Origin of the sequence: Rhodococcus sp. B10 (genome assembly GCF_011770055.1) — a bacterium.
Taxonomy (GTDB): Bacteria; Actinomycetota; Actinomycetes; order Mycobacteriales; family Mycobacteriaceae; genus Rhodococcoides; species Rhodococcoides kyotonensis_B.
Genome location: NZ_JAAFYV010000005.1, coordinates 196,850 through 218,337, shown reverse-complemented (window position 1 = coordinate 218,337; position 21,488 = coordinate 196,850). Strand labels below are relative to the sequence as shown.

Sequence of the window (21,488 nt, the reverse complement as noted above, 5' to 3'; positions counted from 1 at the left end):
ACCATGACCGAATTACTCATTCGCGGTGCGGACGTCGTCGACGGAACCGGTGCCCCGCGTACCCGGCGCGACGTGCTCGTGAAGAACGGACGGATCGAATCCGTCACCGCTCCAGGACTTCTGGACGGGGCGGATCGCATCATCGACGTGCCTCCGGGACACGTCCTGTCGCCCGGGTTCATCGACATGCACGCGCACTCCGATCTCGGGCTGCTGACCGATCCCGGTCACTTCCCCAAGATCAGCCAGGGCGTCACGACCGAAGTCATCGGCCAGGACGGAATTGCGTACGCACCCATCGACGACGCGACACTCGACATCGTTCGTCGACAGATCGCAGGGTGGAACGGAAACCCGTCGGACCTCGATTTCTCGTGGCGGTCCGTCGCCGAATATCTGGCGCGTCTCGACCGAGGCATCACCCCGAATGCGGCGTACCTCGTTCCGCAGGGAACGCTGCGATACCTTGCCGTCGGCGGCGATCAGCGACCCGCGACCGCACGCGAAACAGCCCACATGCGAGAGCTTCTCGCGCAAGGGTTGGCCGAGGGTGCCGTCGGAATGTCGAGTGGGTTGACCTACACCCCCGGTATGTACGCGGACACGAGCGAGCTTCGTGCGCTGTGTGAAGTGGTCGCGGAGTTCGGCGGCTTCTACGCACCACACACCCGGTCGTACGGTGCCGGTGCGCTCGAGGCCTACAAGGAGATGCTCGATCTCGCCCGCGAGACGGGATGCGCCCTGCACCTGACCCACGCCACCATGAACTTCGGGGTGAACCGCGGTCGGGCAGGTGAATTTCTGGCCATGGTCGACGCTGCCATCGCCGACGGGTGCGACGTCACCCTGGACACGTATCCGTATCTTCCCGGTGCGACCACTCTGTCGGCGCTCCTGCCGAGTTGGGCGATGTCGGGAGGGCCGGACCAGGCGTTGGCCCGGATGGACGACCCGGAGATGCGCGCCCGCATCGCCGAAGACGTCGACGTCAACGGCTCGGACGGGTGCCATGGGGTCACGGTCGAATGGGAGACGATCCAACTCAGCGGCGTCGCGAATCCGGAACTCGACCGCTACGTCGGACGGACGATGATCGACATCGCAGCCGACCGTGGCGAAGCCCCCGTCGACGTCTTCTTCGACATCCTGCAGAAGGACCAACTTGCGACGACCATCCTGCAGCACGTCGGCCACGAGGACAACGTTCGTGCCATCATGGCGCACCCGCACCACATGGGTGGCAGCGACGCGATCCTCGTCGGAGAACGCCCCCACCCTCGCGCGTGGGGCACGTTTCCGCGGTACCTCGGACACTATGTCAGGGAAGAACGACTCCTCGGACTCGAAGACTGCATCAACCATCTGACGGGCCGGCCCGCCGGACGTCTCGGTTTGAGCGATCGCGGCACCATTGCCGAGGGCAACGCCGCAGACCTCGTATTGTTCGATCCCGCAACGGTTTCCGACACAGCTACCTTCGAGAAGCCGAAACAACAGGCCGTGGGGATCAGCCATGTGATCGTCAACGGCGCACTCGCAATCGACGACGGACAACCGACCGGCAACCTGGCCGGTCATTCACTGAGACGGATGACATGAACGCACTACAGACCATTCTCGACGACCGTGCACTCGCCGTCGTGCGAGCCCCGTCGATCTCCGACCCCGCAGCTCTGGCCGACGCGGTGGCGCGCGGCGGGATACGTGCCGTCGAACTCACGTTCACGACGCCGGGGGTTCTGCAGCTGCTTCGGGACGCAGCCGACGCCGGCGCCGTCATCGGTGCGGGTACCGTCCTGACGGGCGAGCAGGCGCGATCGGCGATCGACGCCGGTGCGCAATTCCTCGTCACTCCCGGGTTGCGCCCGGAAGTGGCCGAAGTGGCTGCAACACAGAATATTCCGGTCATGATGGGTGCGTTGACTCCGACCGAGGTCATGAACGCGATCGACCTCGGCGCAGCAGCAGTCAAGATATTTCCCGCCCGTGCACTCGGGCCTGCGCACTTCAAGGACCTTCTCGGCCCACTTCCGGACGCCCGACTCGTGCCGTCCGGGGGCGTCAACGCGTCCAACGCGGCCGAGTTCCTGAAGCACGGTGCCGTCGCGGTGACCGCGGGCACCGACGTCGTCCCCCCTGCCAGCGTCGCGGCGAGCAATTGGGACGACATCGCCTCACGTGCACGAACATTCGTCGAATCTCTCGGTCCCCAGCAATGAACCCCACCTCTCCGCTTCATCTCCCGCCCACCCGGGTCGTTCCGCAGGCTCCACTCCCGCTATCGAAAGGCACCCCATGAGTAGCGTCGTCGATTGGCTCAGGACGTCGACACCTGGCCTTCTCGTACTGTGTGGCGTCGCCATCGCAGTGCTTCTCGTCGTCATCATCAAGGTCAAACTCGAACCGTTCGTCGCGCTGCTGATCGTGGGTCTCGGCCTGGCTCTTGCAGCGGGCCTACCTGTTTCGGAGATCGTCGGCACGGCGATCAAGAGCAACGAGTCCCTGCTGGAAACAGGATTCGGAGGGATCCTCGGGCACATCGCCGTCATCATCGGACTCGGTACCGTGCTCGGCGCAATCCTCGAAAGATCCGGCGGCGCACAGGCGTTGACGTCGAAACTTCTCGGCATCTTCGGTGAGCGTGGTGCACCTGTCGCGATGGGTCTGCTCGGCCTGATCTTCGGCATCCCCGTCTTCTTCGACATCGGCATCTTCGTTCTCGCCCCGCTCGTCTACGTGGCCGCGCGCCAAGGCGGAAAGTCGTTGGTGCTGTATGCCCTGCCGATGCTTGCCGGCCTGTCGATGACGCACGCGTTCCTGCCCCCGCACCCGGGACCCGTTGCGCTCGGTGGTCTGCTGGAGGTCAACCTCGGCTGGCTGATCCTGATGGGATTCGTGTGCGGTATACCCGGATTCCTCGCCGCAGGTCTGGCGTGGGGTAGTTGGATCGGCAAGCGCGTCATCGTCGACGTGCCCGAGGACTTCATCAACGAGGCCGACGAGAACGGCGACAGCGCGGGCGGCGGCACGTCGGTCACCACGAAGCGTCCCGTCGTGACCACTCCCCCGTCCGTCGCCGTCATCGGGGCCATCATCGCGGTGCCGCTCGTGCTCATCCTGGGAGCGACGTTCGGCAGCATCTTGCTCGAGCCGGGCAATCTGCTCGAGGTTCTCACGTTCCTCGGCACGCCTGCCGTCGCACTGTTGATCGCCGTCCTGATCGCGTTCTACGTGCTCGGCATCAGGCGTGGGTCCACAGTCCAGGAACTGAGCACACTGACCGGCGAATCGCTGCGGCCCGTCGGCATGCTGCTTCTCGTCGTCGGCGCAGGCGCGTTCTTCGGCAAGGTCATCTCCGCAACCGGCATCGGCACCGCGCTCGCCGACGCGATGTCCGCAGCGGGACTCCCGATCATCGTCCTGGCCTACGTCATCAGCTGCGCGTTGCGCATCGCGCAGGGTTCCGCGACGGTCGCGATCGTGACGACCGGCGGCATCGTCGGACCGCTCGTCGCGGCACAGAACTACTCGCCGATGGCCACGGCACTGGTCGCGATGTCCATCGCGGCGGGATCGATCATCCTGAGCCACGTCAACGACGGCGGTTTCTGGATCATCGCGAAGTTCTTCAACATGACGGTGAAGCAGACGCTGCAGACATGGACGGTGCTCGAGACGATCCTGTCCGTGGTCAGCTTCGCGGTGGCAGCGGTGCTGTTCGCGATCGTCGCCTAGGGCCGGCAGTCATGTGCGCGAAAATACATAGCCCGCTATGTATTTTCGCGCACATGGTCACCGCAGCTGATCGCCCACGAAATGCGTGTTGTCCGCGGATAATTCGCGATTGCCCGCACGCGCGATGAGTGCGTCGATGCGGTCGTCGAGACTGCGTGCCTTCTGCACGACGTCCATCGTGCGTACCTCCCCCTCGGCACGGGTCACCAGGTCCGCGACCCGAACGAGCGCCGCGACACGATCGATCAACTGCCTCCACACGGCGTCCAACGCGGTGCGACGCGTCGCCACCTGGTCGCGCGTGACGTCGTCGAACATCATCGTGGCGACGCCTTCGAGTTCCGAGGAGATCTCGCGCAGCGCGTTCGCGTCGACGGCAACCTGGGTCAGCTCGTCCGCGAGATCGAGTTGCGTGCGCTGCACCACGAAATGTTCCGAACGCCACGCAGGCGACGCCTGCACGCGGTCGTACGACGAGCCCGCGAGGAAGAGCAGCGTCTCGTACCTGTCGTCGAACACGTCGTCGCGCCGATCGGTGAACTGCGTGATCAAGCTGGACGCACGGTCGCCGAGTTCACGGAACCGAGTGTTCCTCGACGCGTCCACCACCTTGTCGGCGGCGGAGTCGAGTGCAGAGAACCCCGCGCGTTCGACGACCGTTCCTGCCTCCGCCTTGGGGACCGGCGTGTGACGCAGTGCATCGAACAAGGCATCCCGTTGGTCGAGGTCCAGATGCAGTCCGTCGCGGCGTTCGCGTCGGACGGCACGGACACCGTTCGCGTAGTGCTTGTTGGACATCACGACGGTGGTACGGAGATGGTCGAGCCGTTTACCCAGCTCGGCTGCCCGCATGCGGTAGACGATCGCCGACCCGGGCTTGTTCCGGGTGTCCTTGGCGAGCCACCGCTCACGCTCGTCGGCGAGCACCCGAATCGCAGCGAACCCACCGATCGACGGGAGTGTCCTTCCCGCGCGGCGTCGTGCCGCGAGAATCGTCCGCGTCGGTTCGTCCAGCCTGCCCGCGGCGATGGCGACGGCCGCGGCGTCGGACAGTGGTGGGCGCCGCCCGTCGAGGCGCGCGTCGTCGCACCACCGTCGTACCTGCTCTTCGACGCGCTCTCGGTCGCTTCCGAGCGCGGGATATTCGGTCATGTTCGGCTCCTGGGTCTCCTGGACCCTGTCCACTGTCCCAGATTCGTGCGCCGCGTGCCGCGAACGGAGCCTAGTTGCCGGACGGGGGCTTCGCGCCGTCGGCGATGAGCTGTTTCGCCTCGTCGAGCCCCTCCCAGACGTTCCACATCAGGACGCCGTTGACCACGCCGTCGTCGTCGACGTAGTAGACGACGCCCTCCTTGGGCTTGGTCTTCCAGTCCTCCACCGTCTTCAGCGACGTGCTGACGGTTCCGACGGCCTGATAGCCGTCGTCGTAGACATCGGAATAGAAGTACGGCGTGTACGTGTAGGGGTCCGTGCCACCGGCCATGAGTCGTCCGACGGCCTTGCCCATCTCGTTGGCGTTGTCGACGTGCTCGATCCGACGACGCCCGAGGATGGCGTCCGGGTAGTTGGCGACGTCGCCTGCCGCGTACACGTGGGGATCGCCGGTGCGGAGGTATTCGTCGACGATGATTCCGTTGTCGACCTCGAGGCCCGCGGCCTCGGCCAGTTCGACGTTCGGGCGCACACCGAGTCCGAACACGACGCCATCGGCTTCGACACTCGACCCGTCGTCGAGTTGTAACTGGACGCGTGCCGACGCCTCGGCTCCGGATTCGACCTTGACCGAGCGCCGGACGGTGACGCCGTGTTCGGTGAAACCTTCGTCGAACGAGGCCGCGAGGACTTCGGGAAACATGTGCCCGCCGAGCACGTCGTCGGAGGTGACGAGGGTGACCTTCACTCCGTTCAGCGACAGTGCCGACGCGATTTCGGTACCGATGTAGCCGCCACCGACGACGGCGATGTGCGACGCGGTCTTCGACAGTTCGCGTAGCGCACGGTAATCCGCATAGGTTCGGAAATAGATGACGCGTGGACTGGGCGCCAGTTCCAACTGCACGGGCGACGCTCCGGTTGCGAACAGCAGGGTGCCGTATTCGTACGTTTCGCCGGAGTCGGTTGTGACGGAACGATTTTCGCGATCGACCGCCGTGGCACGCGTCGACTTGTGGATCTCCGCGCCGGTGTCGGCCACCGTGTTCAGCGGAACCTGATCGCGCCCGAAATCCTTGTCCGTCCACAACTTCTTGGACAGCGCGGGGCGGGTGTACGGATCGTCGGTATCGGCGCTCAGAATCCCGATGGATCCGGAACTGTCCTTCTCACGAATACCGCGTGCTGCGTTGTCGGCGACCATACCGCCCCCGACGATGAGGTAGTCATAACGCATCGTGCACTCCTTGCAGTAGACAACGGGTGTTGGCTACCCCGGATGCACGTCAGACAATCACCACGTCGATCGCAGCTTTCTCGAACGGTTCGATCTGCTCAGGTGCGGCGCCCGAATCGGTGACGAGCGTCGTCCCCGCCGGAATGGGAGCCCACGCGTGAAAAGGCCTTTGCCCGAGCTTCGTCGAATGAGCGAGAACGTAGATCTTGCCCGCGCGTTCCATCATCAGTTCTTTCAGGCGAGTCTGGTCGTAACCCGCCTCGCAGATACCGAACTCGGCGGTGACGGCATCGGCTCCGAGGAACGCACGATCGAACGACACCCTCTGCAGCGACGCCTCAGCCAACGGTCCGACGAAACCTTGGCTCAGGTGCCGCAGTGTGCCGCCGAGGCACTCGACGCGCACCGACTCCGCGTCGGCCAGCGCTTCCAACGCGGTCAGGCCTGCGGCGATGACCGTCAGATCCGTCGCACCACGGAGGAATTCACCCATGGCGCCGACGGTCGTTCCGGCATCGAGCAGAACCGTCTCCCCGGGCAGAACCTGCTCGGCAGCCCACGCCGCGATGATGCGCTTCGCGTCGTAGCCTTCGAGCGACCGTTGCTTGATCGACGCCTCGTGGTGCCCGTTCAACGCAATGGCGCCGCCGTATGTTCGGGCGAGCAGTCCGCGTTCGGTCAGGTGGTTGAGGTCGCGCCTGATCGTCGACGCGGTGACCTCGAACAACGAGGACAATTCGTCGACGCTCGTCAGGCCGCCGTTCTTGGCCAGCCTGACGATCTCGTTCCGCCTGATCTCCGATTCCCGCACCGCCACCCCTGCCTGTCCGGCGTTCGATTCAGCTCAGTAACGCTGGGCTGGTTGCCAATTCGGCAGCCTGCCGCAGTGCCTCGACCATGCTACCGGCCTCGGCGATTCCTTTACCTGCAATGTCGAAAGCTGTTCCGTGGTCCACGGACGTACGGATGACAGGAAGTCCGACCGTGATGTTGACGCCTGCCTCGATTCCCAGCACCTTCACCGGTCCGTGCCCCTGGTCGTGGTACATCGCGACGATGAGGTCGTAGTCACCGCGGCCGGCGAGGAAGAACGCGGTGTCCGCAGGCAGCGGCCCGACGGCGTCGATGCCCTCGGCCTTCAACTTCTCGACGGCAGGCACGATCTTCAGATCTTCTTCGCCGTACCCGAACAGCCCGTTCTCGCCTGCGTGCGGGTTGATTCCGCAGACTCCGATCTTAGGGTTCGCCGTGCCCGATCGAAGGAGCGCCTCGTGGCCGCGCCGGATCGTGCGCTCCACCAAGCCCGGCTCGATCTTCGCGACGGCGTCGAGGAGACCGATGTGCGTCGTCACGTGGATGACCTTCAACTTCGGCGTCGACAACATCATCGACACTTCCTCGGTACCGGTCAGATGCGCCAGCAACTCGGTGTGACCCGGGAAGATGTGTCCGGCGGCGTGCAGCGCCTCCTTGTTCAGCGGCGCGGTGCAGATGGACTGGACCTCGCCGCGCACGGCGAGTTCGCTCGCCACCCGGATGTACTGGTAGGCCGCGTCGCCCGCGACCGCGGACAGCTCGCCCCACTGCAGGTCGTCGGGTAGCAGGTCCAGGTCGATCACGTTGATGCGCGACGGCGTGAACTCGGCTTCGGTTACCGCGTTCACCACCGCGATCTCGACGTCGACGCCGAGGACCTCGGCCGCGAGCCTCAGCCGCTTGGCGTCGCCGACGACGACCGGACGGCAGCGTTCCAGTGTCGCCGGGTCGATCATGGCGGGCACGATCACTTCGGGGCCGATTCCGGCGCCGTCACCCATGGTCACCGCGATGTAGGGCGGAAGAGCTGTTGTCATGCCAATGCCTCACTGTGAGAAAAGAATACGTTGTCGTCGATGCCGCGCAGATGGTTGCTCATCGAGACCAGACTGTCGTGGTCTCCGAAACTGCCTGGCCGCGTTGCTATTCGGGTGCCGTCGCTCGTCCGCGACACGACCGCGCCGCGGTGCACTTCGGCGACGGGTTCCAAGGTCGTGATACCGAGTGCATCGATGACGCGCCGGGCGGTCTCGCCTCCGGTAAGAACGAGACCGACCGAGCGTCCGCGCACCACCGCTGCGACGAGTTCGCCGAGGGCCGAGGCCACCGAGCTAGCCCTGCTCGGTTCCACCGGACCCGACACCGTCAGTACGGCGACACCGAGGGCCAATGCCGATCGGACGGTGTCGGGATCGGTACGTGCGTTCAGCAGGTCGTCGACGTCGACCTGCACGTGAGTTGCGCCGGAGCGCTCGAGGTAGCGAACCTGTTCGACGGCAACGGCTTCTGCAGTTCCCACGACGACCAGCGCCGGGGCAGGCTCCGGATTTCTCATGTCGACGGTACGGGTCGGCAGTGTGCGGGCCACGGCGGCAGCGAGCGCAGCCGTGCCGACGAGACGTACGCCCGGTACCGAGGCCGCTGCGGCGACAACTGTATCGAGATCCTCGTCCGTCGACGCGTCGCACACCGCGACGGCACCCGACGACAGCGCGGAGCGCAACTCGTCCTCGGTCACCCCGACACCCAGCGAAACCGTCGCGATTCCGGGGAGCAAGTCGTCGATGGACTCCGGTGGTGCTGTTCGTTCCATGCCCCACCGACCGCTCAGATGCAGTGGGACACCGTCGATGTGGAGGACGCCGTTCGCGGTGGTTCTGTTCAGTGCAGGCAATGCTGCCGCAACTACGACAGGCCCTGTCTCGGAGAGCGTTTCGAGCTCGGCCGCGATGTTGCCACGCAACATCGAATCGATTTTCTTGACTACCTGGACGTCCCCGGGCACCCCGTCGAGCACTTCTCGCAGTCGCCGAGCCGCGTCGGCAGCTGTCATGATCCTCGTCCCGAGATCGAGAACACGGACGTCGGCCTCGGACTGCAGTCGGTCGATGTCGAGCGCGATGTCGACATCTCGATGCAGAAAGACCGCAGCACACTCCGCGGCGCCGGAAAGATCGTCGGCAAGCACGAGGAGGTCGGGACGCTCGCCGCTCATCGACGTGCCCTCCCTTCCGATTTTGCGTTTTCCGCGCACATAAAGCTACCACTTCTGCGCGTTTCGCGCAGAATTTTCGAAAACCGCCCCGTCATAGCGACGTCCCAGCGCATTGGACGATGGTTTGTCCGGTGATGCTCCGCGCATGCGGGGACAGCAGGAACGCGACCAACTCGGCGATCTCGTCAGGATCGATGAAGTGCCCGAGCGGTGGCGTCACGGGCGGAGTGCTCTTGCGGCCGGGGTCGTTCAACATCGGCGTGTCGGTAGGACCGGGGGCGACGACGTTGACGGTGATGCCGCGGTCGACCAATTCCATCGCCCACGACCTGGCCATGCCGACCAGTGCCGACTTGGTTGCGACGTACTGGCTCTTACCGGCAACGCCGGTCATCGTGCGACTGCCGATCAACACGACGCGCCCACCGTCGGCGATCCGGTCCGCCAATCCGTTCACCAGAACTTCCGCAGCAGCGACGTGCACGCGCCACATCTGCTCGCCGTGTGCGGCGTCCAGAGCACCGAGGCGGCCCGATCGCTGGACGCCGGCGGCGTGAATCACCGCCGTCGGATCATCCAGTGTCGCAACGAGATCTGCGACGGCCGCAGTATCGGACAGGTCGATCCCCACCCAGTCGCCGCCGAATCCTTCGGACGGGCGCGTCCGGCTCAGACCCGTCACACGCCAGCCCTCGCCCAGGAGCTTCGCGGCGATCGACGCGCCGATGCCGCTGCTCACTCCCGTCACGATGGCATGTCCGCTCACTCCGACCCGCCGATCCACGCTCGGTCGAGCTGCACGTACTTGATCGCTTGACGAAAGTACGTGTAGGCGACGTGAATTCGCCCGTCAGCGGTCTCGGTGATCGACGGGTACGAGAACTCGCGGTTCGAGCCGTCTCGCGAGTTGTTCGTCAGGCAGAACCCGTCGCCCTCGTCGAGGTTGCGTCGAACCGGCCAGGTGACTCCGCCGTCCGACGAGACCGCGAGCGTCATCGGCGCCCGAGGAGCGCCCCAGAACGCGGCACGCGCGTCCCCGTCGTCGATCGGGGCCTCGATCGCCGCGGCGGAACCGTCGGCCTGGCCGCCTTCCGCCAGACCGTCGTCGTCGATCTCGTCGTACAGAGACGTACGACGTGACGTGGCGTCGAGCGCCGACGAGTGGTTGTAGACGAGAGCCAACCGTCCGTCGTCGAGACCGACCGCCTGAACCGACGAATTGTTGTTCGGGAGCTCGGTCGGCACAGGAACACTCCAGGTCTCACCACCGTCGGTCGAGACACTGCGGTAGACGAAGTCGGCCCACCGGCTGCGGTAGAGGGCGACCAGCGAATCGTCCTCGCGAACGACGATGTTCATGTGCACGCACCCGAGGCTGTCCGGCACGACCGACTCACGCCAGGTCTCACCGTCGTCGTCGGAGATCATCACGCCGCTGTAGTCGCGGTCACCGACCCACTTTCGCCCCTCGATCTTGACGCAGTGGAAGACCGGTAGCAGCAGGCGACCCGACGACAGCGCAATGACGGGCTGACGCACGAACACGCCACCGGCATCCGTCTCGGGAATCAGAACATGAGCATCACCCCAGCTGAGGCCACCGTCGGTGGAGATGCGACGAAGTACACGTGCCGTGTCCTGATTGCCTGCATGCTGCGACGTCCACAGCAGCCACACGACGCCCGAATCACGCACGAACAGAACAGGATTCTGCTCGGACCGCGTCGGATCGTCGGAAAGCTGCACGGGTTCGCTCCACACCTGCGCCCCCGATTCCAATCGCGAGAACCACACGCTGATGTCCGGGACACCCTCCTGCGTTCCGGCGAACCACACGCACGCGAGCGACCCGTCGGGCAACACCGCCAGATTCGCGGCGTGGTTCTGCACCTGCGGGGCAGGAAGAAACGCGTCGGAACGCCCCGTCTCGTCGGTGTCGCGGAGTACGCCGTCGGCGAGGAGGTCGCCGGGGGTGAGGAAGCTCGTGTCGCTCATGTTCTTCTTTCTTCTTCGATCAAGCTCGGAGGGTGACCGCAGCCATGTCGTACGAGTTGGTGGGCCGCAGACCGATTCCGTCGATTCGGTTGTTGCGTGCGATGACCGTCTTCGGCACGAACGACCACAGGCACGGCCAGGTCTCCCAGATGCGACGCTGCGCGTCGGCGAGAGTCTCTTTGCGCGTCACCGGATTCGGATCCTCCGAGCCCTTCGCGATCAGCGCGGAGATCTCCGGGAAGATGTAGCCGTGGTAGGTGTCTCGCGTCTCTTCCTTCGCGGCCGTTCCCGCGTACATGCCCTGCATGATCGTGACCGCGAGGCCCGTCGGGCTGGGAAAGCCGTTACCCAGGATGTCCCAGTCGCCGGCTTTGCCCTGTCGCCACGTCGAGATGTCGCCACCGGGCTCGAACTGCTGCAGCGTCGCGCGAACGCCGACCGCCGACAACATCTGCAGCACCGATTCCATGATGTCGGTGTCGGCGGCGAATTCACCCGTCTCCCAGATGATCTTGAGTTCGAGATCACGCACACCGAGCGCATCGAGTTCAGCCCGAGCGCGCTGGGGGTCGTAGACGTATTCGCCGGTCTCGATCGCACCGTCCAGAATCCCCGGTACGACGCCGCGCGACGGCGTCGCCGCTCCCTGCATCACCTGATCGATGAGCGCGTTGCCGTTGATCGCATAGCTCAACGCTTTTCGGACTCGCGCGTCGGCGAGCGGATGCCCCTGCGGCTTGCGGAAGTTGTAGAACAGCTGGTTCAACCGAACCCCGTCGACGCGTTCCACCGTCACTCCCGCGAGCCCGGCCAGCTGGTCGGCCGCGTCCGGCGTGATCGCGTCGATGACGTCGACCTCCCCGCTGCGCAGCGAGACGACCCGGTTGGACTCGTCCGGAACGAAACGAATGTTGACCGATTCGACCGACGGCGCCGCACCCCAGTACTTCGTGTTGCGGGCGAGCGAGTAGTTGCCGGTGCCCCGATCCGCCTCGGTCACGATGTACGGGCCGGTTCCGACGCCACCCTGCAGGTCTTCCGGAACGTTCTGAGCCGCAGGCGTGATGAGGATGTTCGACATCAAGTAGTCCAGCACCGGCACCGGCCGTTCGGTGTCGAGCGTGAAGGTCGACTCGTCGATCTTGCCGACGGTCGGCCACTCGGGGAAGAAGCCGCCCACGAACGAACCACTCACCTGGCTGTACATCTTCAGTGCGGTGTCGACGTCCTCGACGCGCACCGGGCTGCCGTCGGAGTAGGTGACGCCCGGGCGCAGGTGGACGAGCCACTGCGTCGGGGCGACGAGCTCGAAGCTGTCCGCGAGAACGAGCTGCACCTTCAGCGACGTATCGATCGTCGTCAGCGCCTCGCGCACCGCCCGCTGCACCGTCAGGGCCGCGTCGAACTGCAGGAGCTTGTTGTCGAGGCTGACCATCGAACGGTTCATCGCCAGACTGACGGTGTCGGGACCGGGCTTGCCCGTCGGTGTTGCGCACGCGGTCAGCCCGCCGCCCAGCGACAGGCCCGCGCCGAGAATCAGCCCGCCGCGAAACAGGCTCCGTCGCGAGAACGGTTGACTGACAAAGCTTTCGGTCATCGTTGACCCCTCGTGACTGTCACATCGAGATGTGGGCGTCGAATCGATGCCGCGTGGGCAGACTCGACGAAAGTGATCGTGGACACAACCCAGACTCTACACCGAATTGCTCGAAATACGCAGAAACGAATTCGGACTTGCGCAAATCGCGCAGTAGTGACATTGTGAGCTGAGTTACAAACGTTCGGGTGGCACGTGCGTGCCACCCGCGAAGTATTCGAACGCAGCAGTGTTATCGAAAGGTCGACGATGACCCAGGCATTTCGCGGAACGAAGGTGGGGAAATGACGCAGCTCACTGCCGCTCCCCCGAGCGTTCCCGCCGCCAAGTCCCGCAAGGACTCGGCGCTCCCGGCGTTCCTCACCGCGCCGACGGCACGGTACGTGGTGCGCCGGCTCGGACAGAGCCTTCTGACCATCTTCCTGACACTCACGACGGTGTTCGTGCTGATTCGTATGGCCCCGGGTGATCCGGCCTACTCGATGGCCGGTCCGCTCGCCACCACCGAGGATCTGGCGCAGATTCGCACGAACCTGGGCTTGGACCAGTCGGTCTTCACCCAGTACCTGCTGTACCTGAAGGGTCTGTTCACTCTCGACCTCGGTACGTCGTACTCGTTCCAGGCCCCTGCGCTCGACGTCGTCCTGCAACGCATTCCGTACACGGTCACGCTGGCATTCGCGGCGATACTGCTGACCACAATCGTCTCGATTCCCCTCGGAATCTGGATGGCGCGTCGTGCCGACACCCGCCGCGAACTCGGCGCCAACATCGTCACGATCGCGGGTCAGTCGATGCCCGACTTCTGGACCGGCTTGATGCTTCTCACGTTCTTCGCCGTCCTGGTGCCGGTGCTTCCGGCCGCCGGGTTCACGACATGGTCGAGCCTGCTTCTGCCCGCCCTCACAGTCGCGGTACTGCAGATCGCACTCATCTCCAGGATGGTCCGACGCGAGATGGTGAACGCATACGCGTCGCCCTACGTCACCGTGGCTCGCTCGCGCGGCGTCTCCGAGCGCGAGATCACGTGGCGATACGCGCTCCGCAACTCGTCGATCCCCGTCGTCACCGCCTTGGGTACGCGCTTCGCGTCGATGCTCAACGGTGTCGTCGTCGTGGAGGTCGTGTTCGCGTGGCCCGGCGTCGGTTCCCTGGTCGTCCGCGCACTCGAAACACGCGACTATCCGCTGATCCAGGCAACGGTGCTGGTGACCGCGGTTCTCGCGGTGCTCGTACAGCTGGCCGTCGACCTCTGTTACCCACTCCTCGACCCCCGCGTCCGACTCGGGAAGGCAGCCAACTGATGACCGTCGTCGACACCCCGAAGACCTCCCGGCCCAGTGCCGTCACCGCCAAGGACTTCGCCACCGCAGGTGCCACGCGCCGCAGCCGCGACAGCCGCGTCAAGATCTGGGTCGGCACGCTCTGCGCCCTGGCGGTCATTCTGCCCGTCGCGCTGGCGCGGGTGCTTCCGCTCGCATCTCCCGACGCAACCGACCTCGCGAAGCGTCGGCTGCCACCGTTGACCGACGGACATCTGTTCGGCACGGACCAACTCGGTCGCGACCTTCTTTCCCGTGTCCTCTACGGCGGACAGGTGTCGCTCACCGTGGGCATCCTTGCCGTACTCGTCTCCGGCCTGATCGGGCTGACCCTCGGCTCGCTCGCAGGCTTCCTCGGCGGGTGGGTCGACACCGTCGTGTCCCGACTGCTCGAAGCACAGCTGTCGCTTCCGCTGTTGATGATGCTTCTGCTCGTCGTCGCACTGTTCGGTCCGTCGATCCCCGTCATCACGTTCGTCATCGCGATCGCGCAATGGCCCGAGATCGCCCGTCTGACACGCTCTCTGGTGCTCGTCGAACGTGAGAAGCCGTACGTGGCCGCCGCGCGAGTACTGGGCCTCGGACGTGTCGCGATTCTCCTTCGCCACGTCGTGCCGAACATCTTCAAGCAGGCGTCGCTCGTCGTTCTTCTCCTCCTCGCCCAGGCCGTTCTGCTCGAGAGCGCACTGAGCTACCTCGGTGCCGGACCGCAGCGCCCGTTCGCGACGTGGGGCCGAATCATCTCCGACGGCCAGGACTACATCACGACGTCGTGGTGGCTCGTCACCCTGCCGGGCCTCGTCATCGTGCTGCTCGTGGTCGGCGTCAACCTACTGGGCGACGGCCTGCGAGACCGCCCGGCCGGACTCGGCCGCTTCGGAATCTTCCCCCGCTTCAAGAAAGGCGCCTGACATGGGCACTCTGTTGAAGGTCGACGACCTCCAGATCGAACTCGTCACCGACAAGGGCGTCGTGCGCGCCGTCGACGGCGTTTCCTTCTGCATCGACGCCGGCGAAACCGTCACTATCATCGGCGAGTCGGGCTCGGGAAAGTCGACGACGGCCATGGGATTGCTCGGGCTCCTTCCGACGGATCTCGCGGTGCTCTCCGGATCGGTGACCTTCAAGGACACCGAAATCCTCGGTAAGACCAAGCAGCTCTGCAAGATTCGCGGCAAGCACATCGCACTGATCCCACAGGATCCGATGACGGCACTGTCGCCGGTCCACACCATCGGCAGCCAGCTCGCCGAAGCCGTCAGGCACAGCGGTGTGTCCGGGAAGGCGAAGCAGACGGCTCGGTGCATCGAACTACTCGAGCAGGTGCGCATCCCGAATCCGTCGACGCAGCTGAAGAAGTATCCCCATCAGATGTCCGGCGGCATGCTGCAGCGCGTGCTGATCGCGAGCGCACTGGCGTCGGGCCCCGAGCTGATCGTCGCCGACGAGCCGACCAGCGCCCTCGACGTCACCGTTCAGGCCAGCATTCTCGACCTGTTGTTGGAGTTACAGGAACGCACCGGCATCGGAATGCTCGTCATCACACACGATCTCGGCGTCGCGCGGCTCGTCTCCGATCGGATCTACGTCATGAAGAGCGGTGTGTTCGTCGAGAACGGCGCCGCCGAGGAACTCGTCGCAGCGCCGCAGAATCCCTACACCAAGAAGCTGCTCGACGCGATTCCGCACCTGGGGTCGTGGGACGGATCGCCGGACCCCGCTCCCTACGGCACCGCACCGAGAGAGGTAGCAGTATGACCGCGCCACTGTTGTCCGTCGAAGATCTCGTCGTCGAATACCCCGTCGGTGACGGCGTCTTCCGTGCCGTCGACTCGGTGAGCTTCTCCGTCGACAAGGGCAAGACGCTGGCCGTCGTGGGCGAATCGGGCTGCGGCAAGTCCACCATCGCCAAATCGATCGTCCGGTTGCTGACGCCGACGTCGGGAAAGATCGTCGTCGACGGCACCGACATTTCTCAGCTGTCGGAAAAGGCGTTGCGCCCGTTCCGGTCTCGTGTGCAGATGGTGTTCCAGGACCCGTACGGCTCACTCGACCCTCATCTGACCGCGGTCGACATCGTCGGTGAGCCATTGCGACTGAAGGGCATTCGCAACAAGTCCGAGCGAGCGAAGAAGGCCGCCAAGCTCATCGACCGCGTCGGATTGCCGAAGACCGCATTGAATCGTCGGCCCGTCGAATTCTCGGGTGGTCAGCGTCAGCGCATCGGTATCGCGCGTGCGCTCGCCGCCGGACCGGAGATCCTCGTGTGCGACGAGGCCACGAGCGCACTGGACGTCTCGGTGCAGGCGCAGGTACTCGATCTGCTGCGCGAAATCCAGAGCGACACAGGCCTTACGTACGTGTTCATCTCGCACAACCTCGGTGTGGTGCGCGAGATCAGCGAGACCGTCGTCGTGATGTCGAAGGGCCGAATCGTCGAAGCAGGCGACACCGACGACGTTCTCGCCAGGCCGAAGGAGCCGTACACTCGTGCACTGCGCGCTGCGGCTCTGGACCCCGCCGCGATGCACGGAATCAAGCCGCGACACATCGTCTCGCGTCTCGCCCAGACCTCTGTAGGAGTAACAGCATGACTTCGCTCGACATCTCGCCCCTCGTTCTGGGAACGATGACGTTCGGCGACACCGTCGACGCGGACGGCGCAGCCCGGATGGTCGACGCCGCGCTCGATGCGGGCATCACCCACATCGATACCGCGAACGGGTATGCCGGAGGCGAATCGGAGCGCATCCTCGCCGGTCTTCTGGCGTCACGACGCGACCAGGTGACCGTCGCGACGAAGGCAGGGATGCCGAATCCCGATGCAGGCGACAACAGTCCGCTCTCCCCCGCCGGACTTCGCCTCAGCGTCGAGGCCAGCCTGACGCGACTGAACACCGACTACGTCGACTTGTTCTATCTGCATCAGCCCGATCGCGCGGCCGACCTCGCCGACACGCTCTCCACGGTGGCGGAGTTGGTGAAAGAGGGCAAGATTCGCGCGCTCGGTGTCTCGAACTTCGCGGCGTGGCAGATCGGCGAGATCAACCACGTCGCCGACGCAGTCGGTGCGCCGCGACCGATCGTCGCGCAGCAGCTGTACAACCTCCTCGCTCGCAGGATCGAAGAGGAGTACGCCGAGTTCGCGGAGGTCACCGGCCTCGTCACGATGGTCTACAACCCGCTCGGCGGGGGGTTGCTGACCGGAAAGCACTCGTTCGAAGCAGAACCGACCGACGGCCGGTTCGGCGATTCCCGACTCGCGGCCATGTACCGCGAACGGTACTGGAACACAGCAATTTTCGACGCGATCGCACAGCTGACGAAGATCGCGGAAGACGCGCGGATGCCGATGACCGAACTCGCGATGCGTTGGCTCGTGTCCAAGCCTGCGACGGGGCCGATTCTCCTCGGGGGCTCGAAGGTCGACCATCTCGTCGCCAACATCGCGGCGGTCCGCAAGGGTCCACTCGACGACGACGTCGTCACCGCATGCGACGAGGTCGGTGCCGCGCTGCGCGGGCCGATGCCGAACTACAACCGCTGAAAGGCGCACCAGACATGACTGCACAGGAATTCGCCGCCCGCGTCCGAAACCGGGAGCGCATCCTCGGATACTGGTCCGTCATCGACAGCCCGGTCTCCACTGAATGGCTTGCCCACGTCGGCTGGGATTACATCGCCTTGGATCTTCAGCACGGACTGATCGGCTACTCGGGAATGCTCGCCGGACTCACCGCCATCGACGCGGCGAACGGGCCCGCCGGCATGATTCGCGTCGAGGCGAACGACGCGACGGCGATCGGCCGTGCGCTCGACGCGGGAGCCGCAGGTGTCATCGTCCCTCTGATCGACACCGCCGAGGACGCAGCCGCCGCGGTGTCGGCAGCTACCTACCCTCCGGCCGGAATCCGGTCGTACGGACCCATGCGTTCACAGCTGCGCATCGGTCCGACGCCGGCAGATGCGAACCGCGACACCGTCGTCCTGGCGATGATCGAGACGCCGCAGGGCTTGGAGAACGTCGAGAAGATCTGCGCGGTTCCAGGTCTGGACGGCGTCTACGTGGGACCGTCGGACCTGCGCCTGGCAGTCGGTGGGGCATCTCCCAGCGACACCTCGGTCGACGAGGCCTTCGAGGCTGCACTCGTCCGCGTGCAGAAGGCGGCAGCTGCTGCCGGAATTGCCGCGGGCATTCACACACCGTCCGGTGACGTCGCGGCACGTCGGCTCGCCGAGGGATACACGCTCGCCACCGTCGCGTCGGATCTGACGCACCTGAAGGCGGTGTCGTCGGATCACCTGAAGGCCGCCCGAGGGTAGGCGCCGCCGGCACCCGTGCGCAGAAATGTAGAGCGGGCTCTACATTTCTGCGCACGACGGTCGCAATACACATCGCGCTCGGCTCCGAATACAGACTGTGGAACGACTCACGCACGCGAGGCACGGGATTACTTCCGTGCCTTCGGTGCGTTGTGGGACTGGGTTGTCGAAAGCCGACCCGGGCCTCTCGGTTCGGATTGTTGGCAGCATCACACCGTCGAAGGGTTGGCGCAGGCCATCTCGGTGGGCATGTTGTTAAGGGCTACGAAACATCGTTGACACATAGAGCGACCATGTAACAGATCCACGGGGCAGAGCGACTTCCTCCCCAGGACGCGAACAAAAGGAGACGATGTGACTTTGCAGATCGATTCACTCGATGTCAGCGCCGACGAGACCCCGTCGGGTGCAGGGGAGATCGAGAAGCTCCACGAGCAGGTAGTCGCACTCGACGCCGATATTCTCGGCGCGATCGAACGTCGCAGTGAACTTGTTCGACAGCTCGCCGCGAAGACCGCGAACGGCGCAGACGAGACCGGCTCCACCTTCGACGGTCTCGGAACCGACGGATCGGTGCTCAAGCGCATGCTGGCTCGGATCGCTTCGGTGGCAGGTTAAACCCCCGCTGCATCCCCATCCCCCTCCTTCGTGCGCACATCAGCCCCGGAAGACAGTCGACTGTCTTCCGGGGCTGAGTAGTTTCAGGACGCGCTCACAGGGCGCGGAGTGCGCCTCCGTCGACGGCAACCGCCGACCCTGTGATGTAGGACGCCGCAGGCGATGCAAGGAACGCCACCGTCCGTCCGAACTCTTCGGGATCACCGATTCGCCCCAGCGGGATCTGCGCGGCGGCCTCGCCGCTCACTTCGCCGCCGCGCGCGGTGTCGAACCGACCCGGAAGCACGCTCACGACGCGAATTCCACGCGGGCCCAGTTCGTCGGCCATATCTTTTGCCGCCATCGCCAAACCAGGACGAAGACCGTTCGAGATTCCCAATCCGGTGATCGGACTCTTTGCCGAACTGGACAAGACGAGGACGATGGCACTGCCTTCGGTCATCGCAGCTGCTGCGCTGCGGACCAGTCGGACCGCCCCCAGAAAGACCGAATCGAAGTAGTTCTGCCAGTCGGCATCCGAGGAACCGAGAGCAGTACCGGGCGGTGGCCCTCCGACACTGACGACGAGGCCGTCGAGTTTGCCCCAGTGCGCGAGGGCCGAGTCGACGAACAACCCCGCCGTCGCGGGATGGCCGTTGTCGGCAACCATTCCATGCACCGCGTTGGGCCGGTGAGTTCCGAGTTCCGAGACGGCGTCGTCCACCTTGTCCTGAGACCGGGACGTCACCGTCACCTTCGCTCCCTCGCGCAGTAGTTCGCGCGCACTGGCCAGACCCAGTCCTTCGGTTCCGCCCGTGACGACGAACGCCTTACCCGCCAGTCCCAAATCCATGAATTCTCCTCTTCGACGAACAACGGGAACGCGCCGTCGGCTCGTTCCCGTGGGTCCATCTTGCTACAGACTCGTCGCACCGCCGAATGCTGCGAAAAATTGCTTGCCCGAATTGCGATGAGTTTCCGGATGTGGTCCCGTCCATACGAGCGAGGGCAATCGCGGCTCTCACCCACACGATCACATATTGAGGAGCTGTTCCCATGGCACGAATGCTGTTCGCCAACATGCCGGTCAAGGACGTCGCGGCGACGAAAGACTTCTTCTCGACACTGGGCTTCGAATTCAACGAGGTGTTCAGTGACGAGAACGCTGCTTCGATGGTGATCAGCGACCAGGCGACGGTGATGTTTCTCTCCGACGCCCGTTTCAAGGACTTCATTTCGGACGACATCGCCGACACCACTCGATCGCGTGAGGTGCTGATGTGCATCTCGGCCGACAGCCGGGACGAGGTCGATTCACTCGTCGATTCGGCCATCGCCGCCGGCGGTACCTCGTGGATGGAGGCACAGGACCACGGCTTCATGTACGGCCGCGCGTTCCGCGACCTGGACAATCACGTCTGGGAGGTCATGTGGATGGACCCCAGCGCGGTGCCGTCGGAGTAGGTCGTCAGGGCGCTGGGCTCGGTAGCGAGCCCGGCGCGCCGCCTATCGAAGACGCTCGGGCAATCCGAAACGCTCGAACAGAGTCAGATCGAAGAAACACGTGACGTGCGAGACCTTGCCGTCGGCGATGTCGACCACGTGCAGTTGGAACGGCACATGGGTTCCCGACGCGTCGCGCATGTAGAGCCCGTACGCCGGCTGCCCGTTGGCCGAGGTGGCGACCATCCGCATGTCGCCTGCGCCCTTGGCGGGGCAGTTCCCGCGAATGAGGGCGCCGATGTTCTCGCCACCCTGGTACCACCCGACGAACGGCGGCATCTCCCAGACGGCATCCTGCGTGAACAGCTCCACGAGTTGGGCGATGTCGTAGTTCTCGAAGCTGTCGACATACTTCGTCAGTAGTTCCTGTGTCTGCGCCGACGATGGCTCGACGACGCCGTCCTCGGAGGGCGCGATCTCGTCGAGCTGGGCGCGCGCACGTTGCAGCAGGCTGTTGACGGCCGTCGTGGTCGTCGCCAGCGCCTCGGCCACCTCCGACGCTTTCCACTGGAGTACTTCGCGCATCAGTAGCGCGGCCCGTTGACGGGACGAAAGGTGTTGCAGTGCAGCGATGAACGCCAAGCGAATCGACTCGCGTCCGACGACGATCGATGCGGGGTCACCGGAGTCGCTCAAGTCGGAGTCCGCAATGGGTTCGAGCCACGGAATCTCGTGCCGTTCGACGAGGTCGTCGGTCGGATCGGAACTGGGCGCACCGAGCCCGGTGGGCAACGGACGCTTCGACTTTCCCTCCAGCGCGGTGAGACACGTGTTGGTGGCGATCCGGTAGAGCCACGTCCGCATCGACGATCGGCCTTCGAACTTGCTGTAGCCGCGCCAGGCTCGGATGTAGGTCTCCTGCAGGAGATCTTCGGCATCGTGGATCGACCCAGTCATCCGGTAACAGTGCGCGAGCAGCTCGCGCCGGTACGGGTCGAACTGTGCAACGAACGCGTCACCCTCAGCAACCGTGGCCGTCATGCCTCAACACGATAG

Annotated in this window: 21 protein-coding genes; 11 read left to right on the top strand and 10 right to left on the bottom strand. The window is 64.9% G+C overall.

Features of this window, described 5'->3' with window-relative positions; genetic code table 11:
- Positions 1-3: 3 nt before the first annotated feature.
- From RhoFasB10_RS05585 to RhoFasB10_RS05575, 3 genes are all read left to right on the top strand, one after another.
- Positions 4-1,599 (top strand): D-aminoacylase, encoded by a 1,596-nt coding sequence (locus tag RhoFasB10_RS05585; RefSeq protein WP_068427190.1) that lies wholly within the window; start codon positions 4-6, stop codon positions 1,597-1,599.
- Complete coding sequence (locus RhoFasB10_RS05580; RefSeq protein WP_068427189.1) at positions 1,596-2,219, top strand: bifunctional 4-hydroxy-2-oxoglutarate aldolase/2-dehydro-3-deoxy-phosphogluconate aldolase; 624 nt, start codon at positions 1,596-1,598, stop codon at positions 2,217-2,219. The genes RhoFasB10_RS05585 and RhoFasB10_RS05580 overlap by 4 nt, the downstream gene beginning before the upstream one ends.
- A 76-nt stretch (positions 2,220-2,295) precedes the next feature.
- On the top strand, positions 2,296-3,735 hold the full coding sequence (locus tag RhoFasB10_RS05575) for a gluconate:H+ symporter (protein ID WP_068427188.1): 1,440 nt from the start codon (positions 2,296-2,298) through the stop codon (positions 3,733-3,735).
- Positions 3,736-3,792: 57 nt separating this feature from the next.
- On the opposite strand, the gene RhoFasB10_RS05570 is transcribed toward RhoFasB10_RS05575, so the two are convergent.
- From RhoFasB10_RS05570 to RhoFasB10_RS05535, 8 genes are all read right to left on the bottom strand, one after another.
- The gene (locus RhoFasB10_RS05570; RefSeq protein ID WP_167675515.1) at positions 3,793-4,887 is read right to left on the bottom strand and encodes a hypothetical protein; all 1,095 of its coding nucleotides are present in this window, start codon (positions 4,885-4,887) and stop codon (positions 3,793-3,795) included.
- Between the two features lie 70 nt (positions 4,888-4,957).
- Positions 4,958-6,124 (bottom strand): FAD-dependent oxidoreductase, encoded by a 1,167-nt coding sequence (locus RhoFasB10_RS05565; RefSeq protein ID WP_068427187.1) that lies wholly within the window; start codon positions 6,122-6,124, stop codon positions 4,958-4,960.
- Between the two features lie 49 nt (positions 6,125-6,173).
- Positions 6,174-6,935: a DeoR/GlpR family DNA-binding transcription regulator gene (locus tag RhoFasB10_RS05560; protein WP_254303537.1), complete on the bottom strand. Its 762-nt coding sequence runs from the start codon at positions 6,933-6,935 to the stop codon at positions 6,174-6,176.
- A gap of 28 nt (positions 6,936-6,963) precedes the next feature.
- Positions 6,964-7,977, bottom strand: coding sequence for a 4-hydroxythreonine-4-phosphate dehydrogenase PdxA (gene pdxA / locus RhoFasB10_RS26250; protein ID WP_068427182.1), 1,014 nt, complete (start codon positions 7,975-7,977; stop codon positions 6,964-6,966).
- On the bottom strand, positions 7,974-9,155 hold the full coding sequence (locus RhoFasB10_RS26245) for a four-carbon acid sugar kinase family protein (RefSeq protein WP_068427181.1): 1,182 nt from the start codon (positions 9,153-9,155) through the stop codon (positions 7,974-7,976). The genes pdxA and RhoFasB10_RS26245 overlap by 4 nt, the downstream gene beginning before the upstream one ends.
- Before the next feature lie 91 nt (positions 9,156-9,246).
- On the bottom strand, positions 9,247-9,921 hold the full coding sequence (locus tag RhoFasB10_RS05545) for an SDR family oxidoreductase (RefSeq protein ID WP_068427216.1): 675 nt from the start codon (positions 9,919-9,921) through the stop codon (positions 9,247-9,249).
- Positions 9,918-11,150, bottom strand: coding sequence for an exo-alpha-sialidase (locus tag RhoFasB10_RS05540; RefSeq protein WP_068427180.1), 1,233 nt, complete (start codon positions 11,148-11,150; stop codon positions 9,918-9,920). Before RhoFasB10_RS05540 ends, RhoFasB10_RS05545 begins: the two co-directional genes overlap by 4 nt.
- 19 nt (positions 11,151-11,169) lie before the next feature.
- Positions 11,170-12,747: an ABC transporter substrate-binding protein gene (locus RhoFasB10_RS05535; RefSeq protein WP_068427179.1), complete on the bottom strand. Its 1,578-nt coding sequence runs from the start codon at positions 12,745-12,747 to the stop codon at positions 11,170-11,172.
- A gap of 284 nt (positions 12,748-13,031) precedes the next feature.
- On the opposite strand from RhoFasB10_RS05535, the gene RhoFasB10_RS05530 reads away from it, so the two are divergent.
- The 7 genes from RhoFasB10_RS05530 to RhoFasB10_RS05500 all read left to right on the top strand — a co-directional run bounded on the left by RhoFasB10_RS05530 (position 13,032) and on the right by RhoFasB10_RS05500 (position 19,010).
- The gene (locus RhoFasB10_RS05530; protein WP_240930905.1) at positions 13,032-14,051 is read left to right on the top strand and encodes an ABC transporter permease; all 1,020 of its coding nucleotides are present in this window, start codon (positions 13,032-13,034) and stop codon (positions 14,049-14,051) included.
- Positions 14,048-14,980, top strand: a complete 933-nt coding sequence (locus tag RhoFasB10_RS05525; protein ID WP_068427215.1) for an ABC transporter permease — start codon at positions 14,048-14,050, stop codon at positions 14,978-14,980. Before RhoFasB10_RS05530 ends, RhoFasB10_RS05525 begins: the two co-directional genes overlap by 4 nt.
- A 1-nt stretch (position 14,981) precedes the next feature.
- Positions 14,982-15,827 carry an ABC transporter ATP-binding protein gene (locus tag RhoFasB10_RS05520; RefSeq protein ID WP_068427178.1) on the top strand — a complete coding sequence of 282 codons (846 nt, stop codon included), beginning with the start codon at positions 14,982-14,984 and terminating at the stop codon, positions 15,825-15,827.
- The gene (locus RhoFasB10_RS05515) at positions 15,824-16,663 is read left to right on the top strand and encodes an ATP-binding cassette domain-containing protein (protein ID WP_068427176.1); all 840 of its coding nucleotides are present in this window, start codon (positions 15,824-15,826) and stop codon (positions 16,661-16,663) included. The genes RhoFasB10_RS05520 and RhoFasB10_RS05515 overlap by 4 nt, the downstream gene beginning before the upstream one ends.
- A complete protein-coding gene (locus RhoFasB10_RS05510; protein ID WP_068427175.1) occupies positions 16,660-17,616 on the top strand; it encodes an aldo/keto reductase in 957 nt (318 codons plus the stop codon). The genes RhoFasB10_RS05515 and RhoFasB10_RS05510 overlap by 4 nt, the downstream gene beginning before the upstream one ends.
- A 14-nt stretch (positions 17,617-17,630) precedes the next feature.
- Positions 17,631-18,392, top strand: a complete 762-nt coding sequence (locus RhoFasB10_RS05505; RefSeq protein ID WP_114332155.1) for an aldolase/citrate lyase family protein — start codon at positions 17,631-17,633, stop codon at positions 18,390-18,392.
- A gap of 354 nt (positions 18,393-18,746) precedes the next feature.
- Complete coding sequence (locus RhoFasB10_RS05500; protein ID WP_068427171.1) at positions 18,747-19,010, top strand: hypothetical protein; 264 nt, start codon at positions 18,747-18,749, stop codon at positions 19,008-19,010.
- A 94-nt stretch (positions 19,011-19,104) separates the two neighbouring features.
- On the opposite strand, the gene RhoFasB10_RS05495 is transcribed toward RhoFasB10_RS05500, so the two are convergent.
- On the bottom strand, positions 19,105-19,842 hold the full coding sequence (locus RhoFasB10_RS05495; protein WP_167675514.1) for an SDR family oxidoreductase: 738 nt from the start codon (positions 19,840-19,842) through the stop codon (positions 19,105-19,107).
- Between the two features lie 203 nt (positions 19,843-20,045).
- Between RhoFasB10_RS05495 and RhoFasB10_RS05490 the strand changes: the two genes are divergently transcribed.
- Positions 20,046-20,453: a VOC family protein gene (locus tag RhoFasB10_RS05490; RefSeq protein ID WP_167675513.1), complete on the top strand. Its 408-nt coding sequence runs from the start codon at positions 20,046-20,048 to the stop codon at positions 20,451-20,453.
- A 42-nt stretch (positions 20,454-20,495) separates the two neighbouring features.
- Here RhoFasB10_RS05490 and RhoFasB10_RS05485 read toward each other — a convergent pair whose 3' ends face one another.
- Positions 20,496-21,473, bottom strand: a complete 978-nt coding sequence (locus RhoFasB10_RS05485; RefSeq protein WP_167675512.1) for a sigma-70 family RNA polymerase sigma factor — start codon at positions 21,471-21,473, stop codon at positions 20,496-20,498.
- Positions 21,474-21,488: the final 15 nt, after the last annotated feature.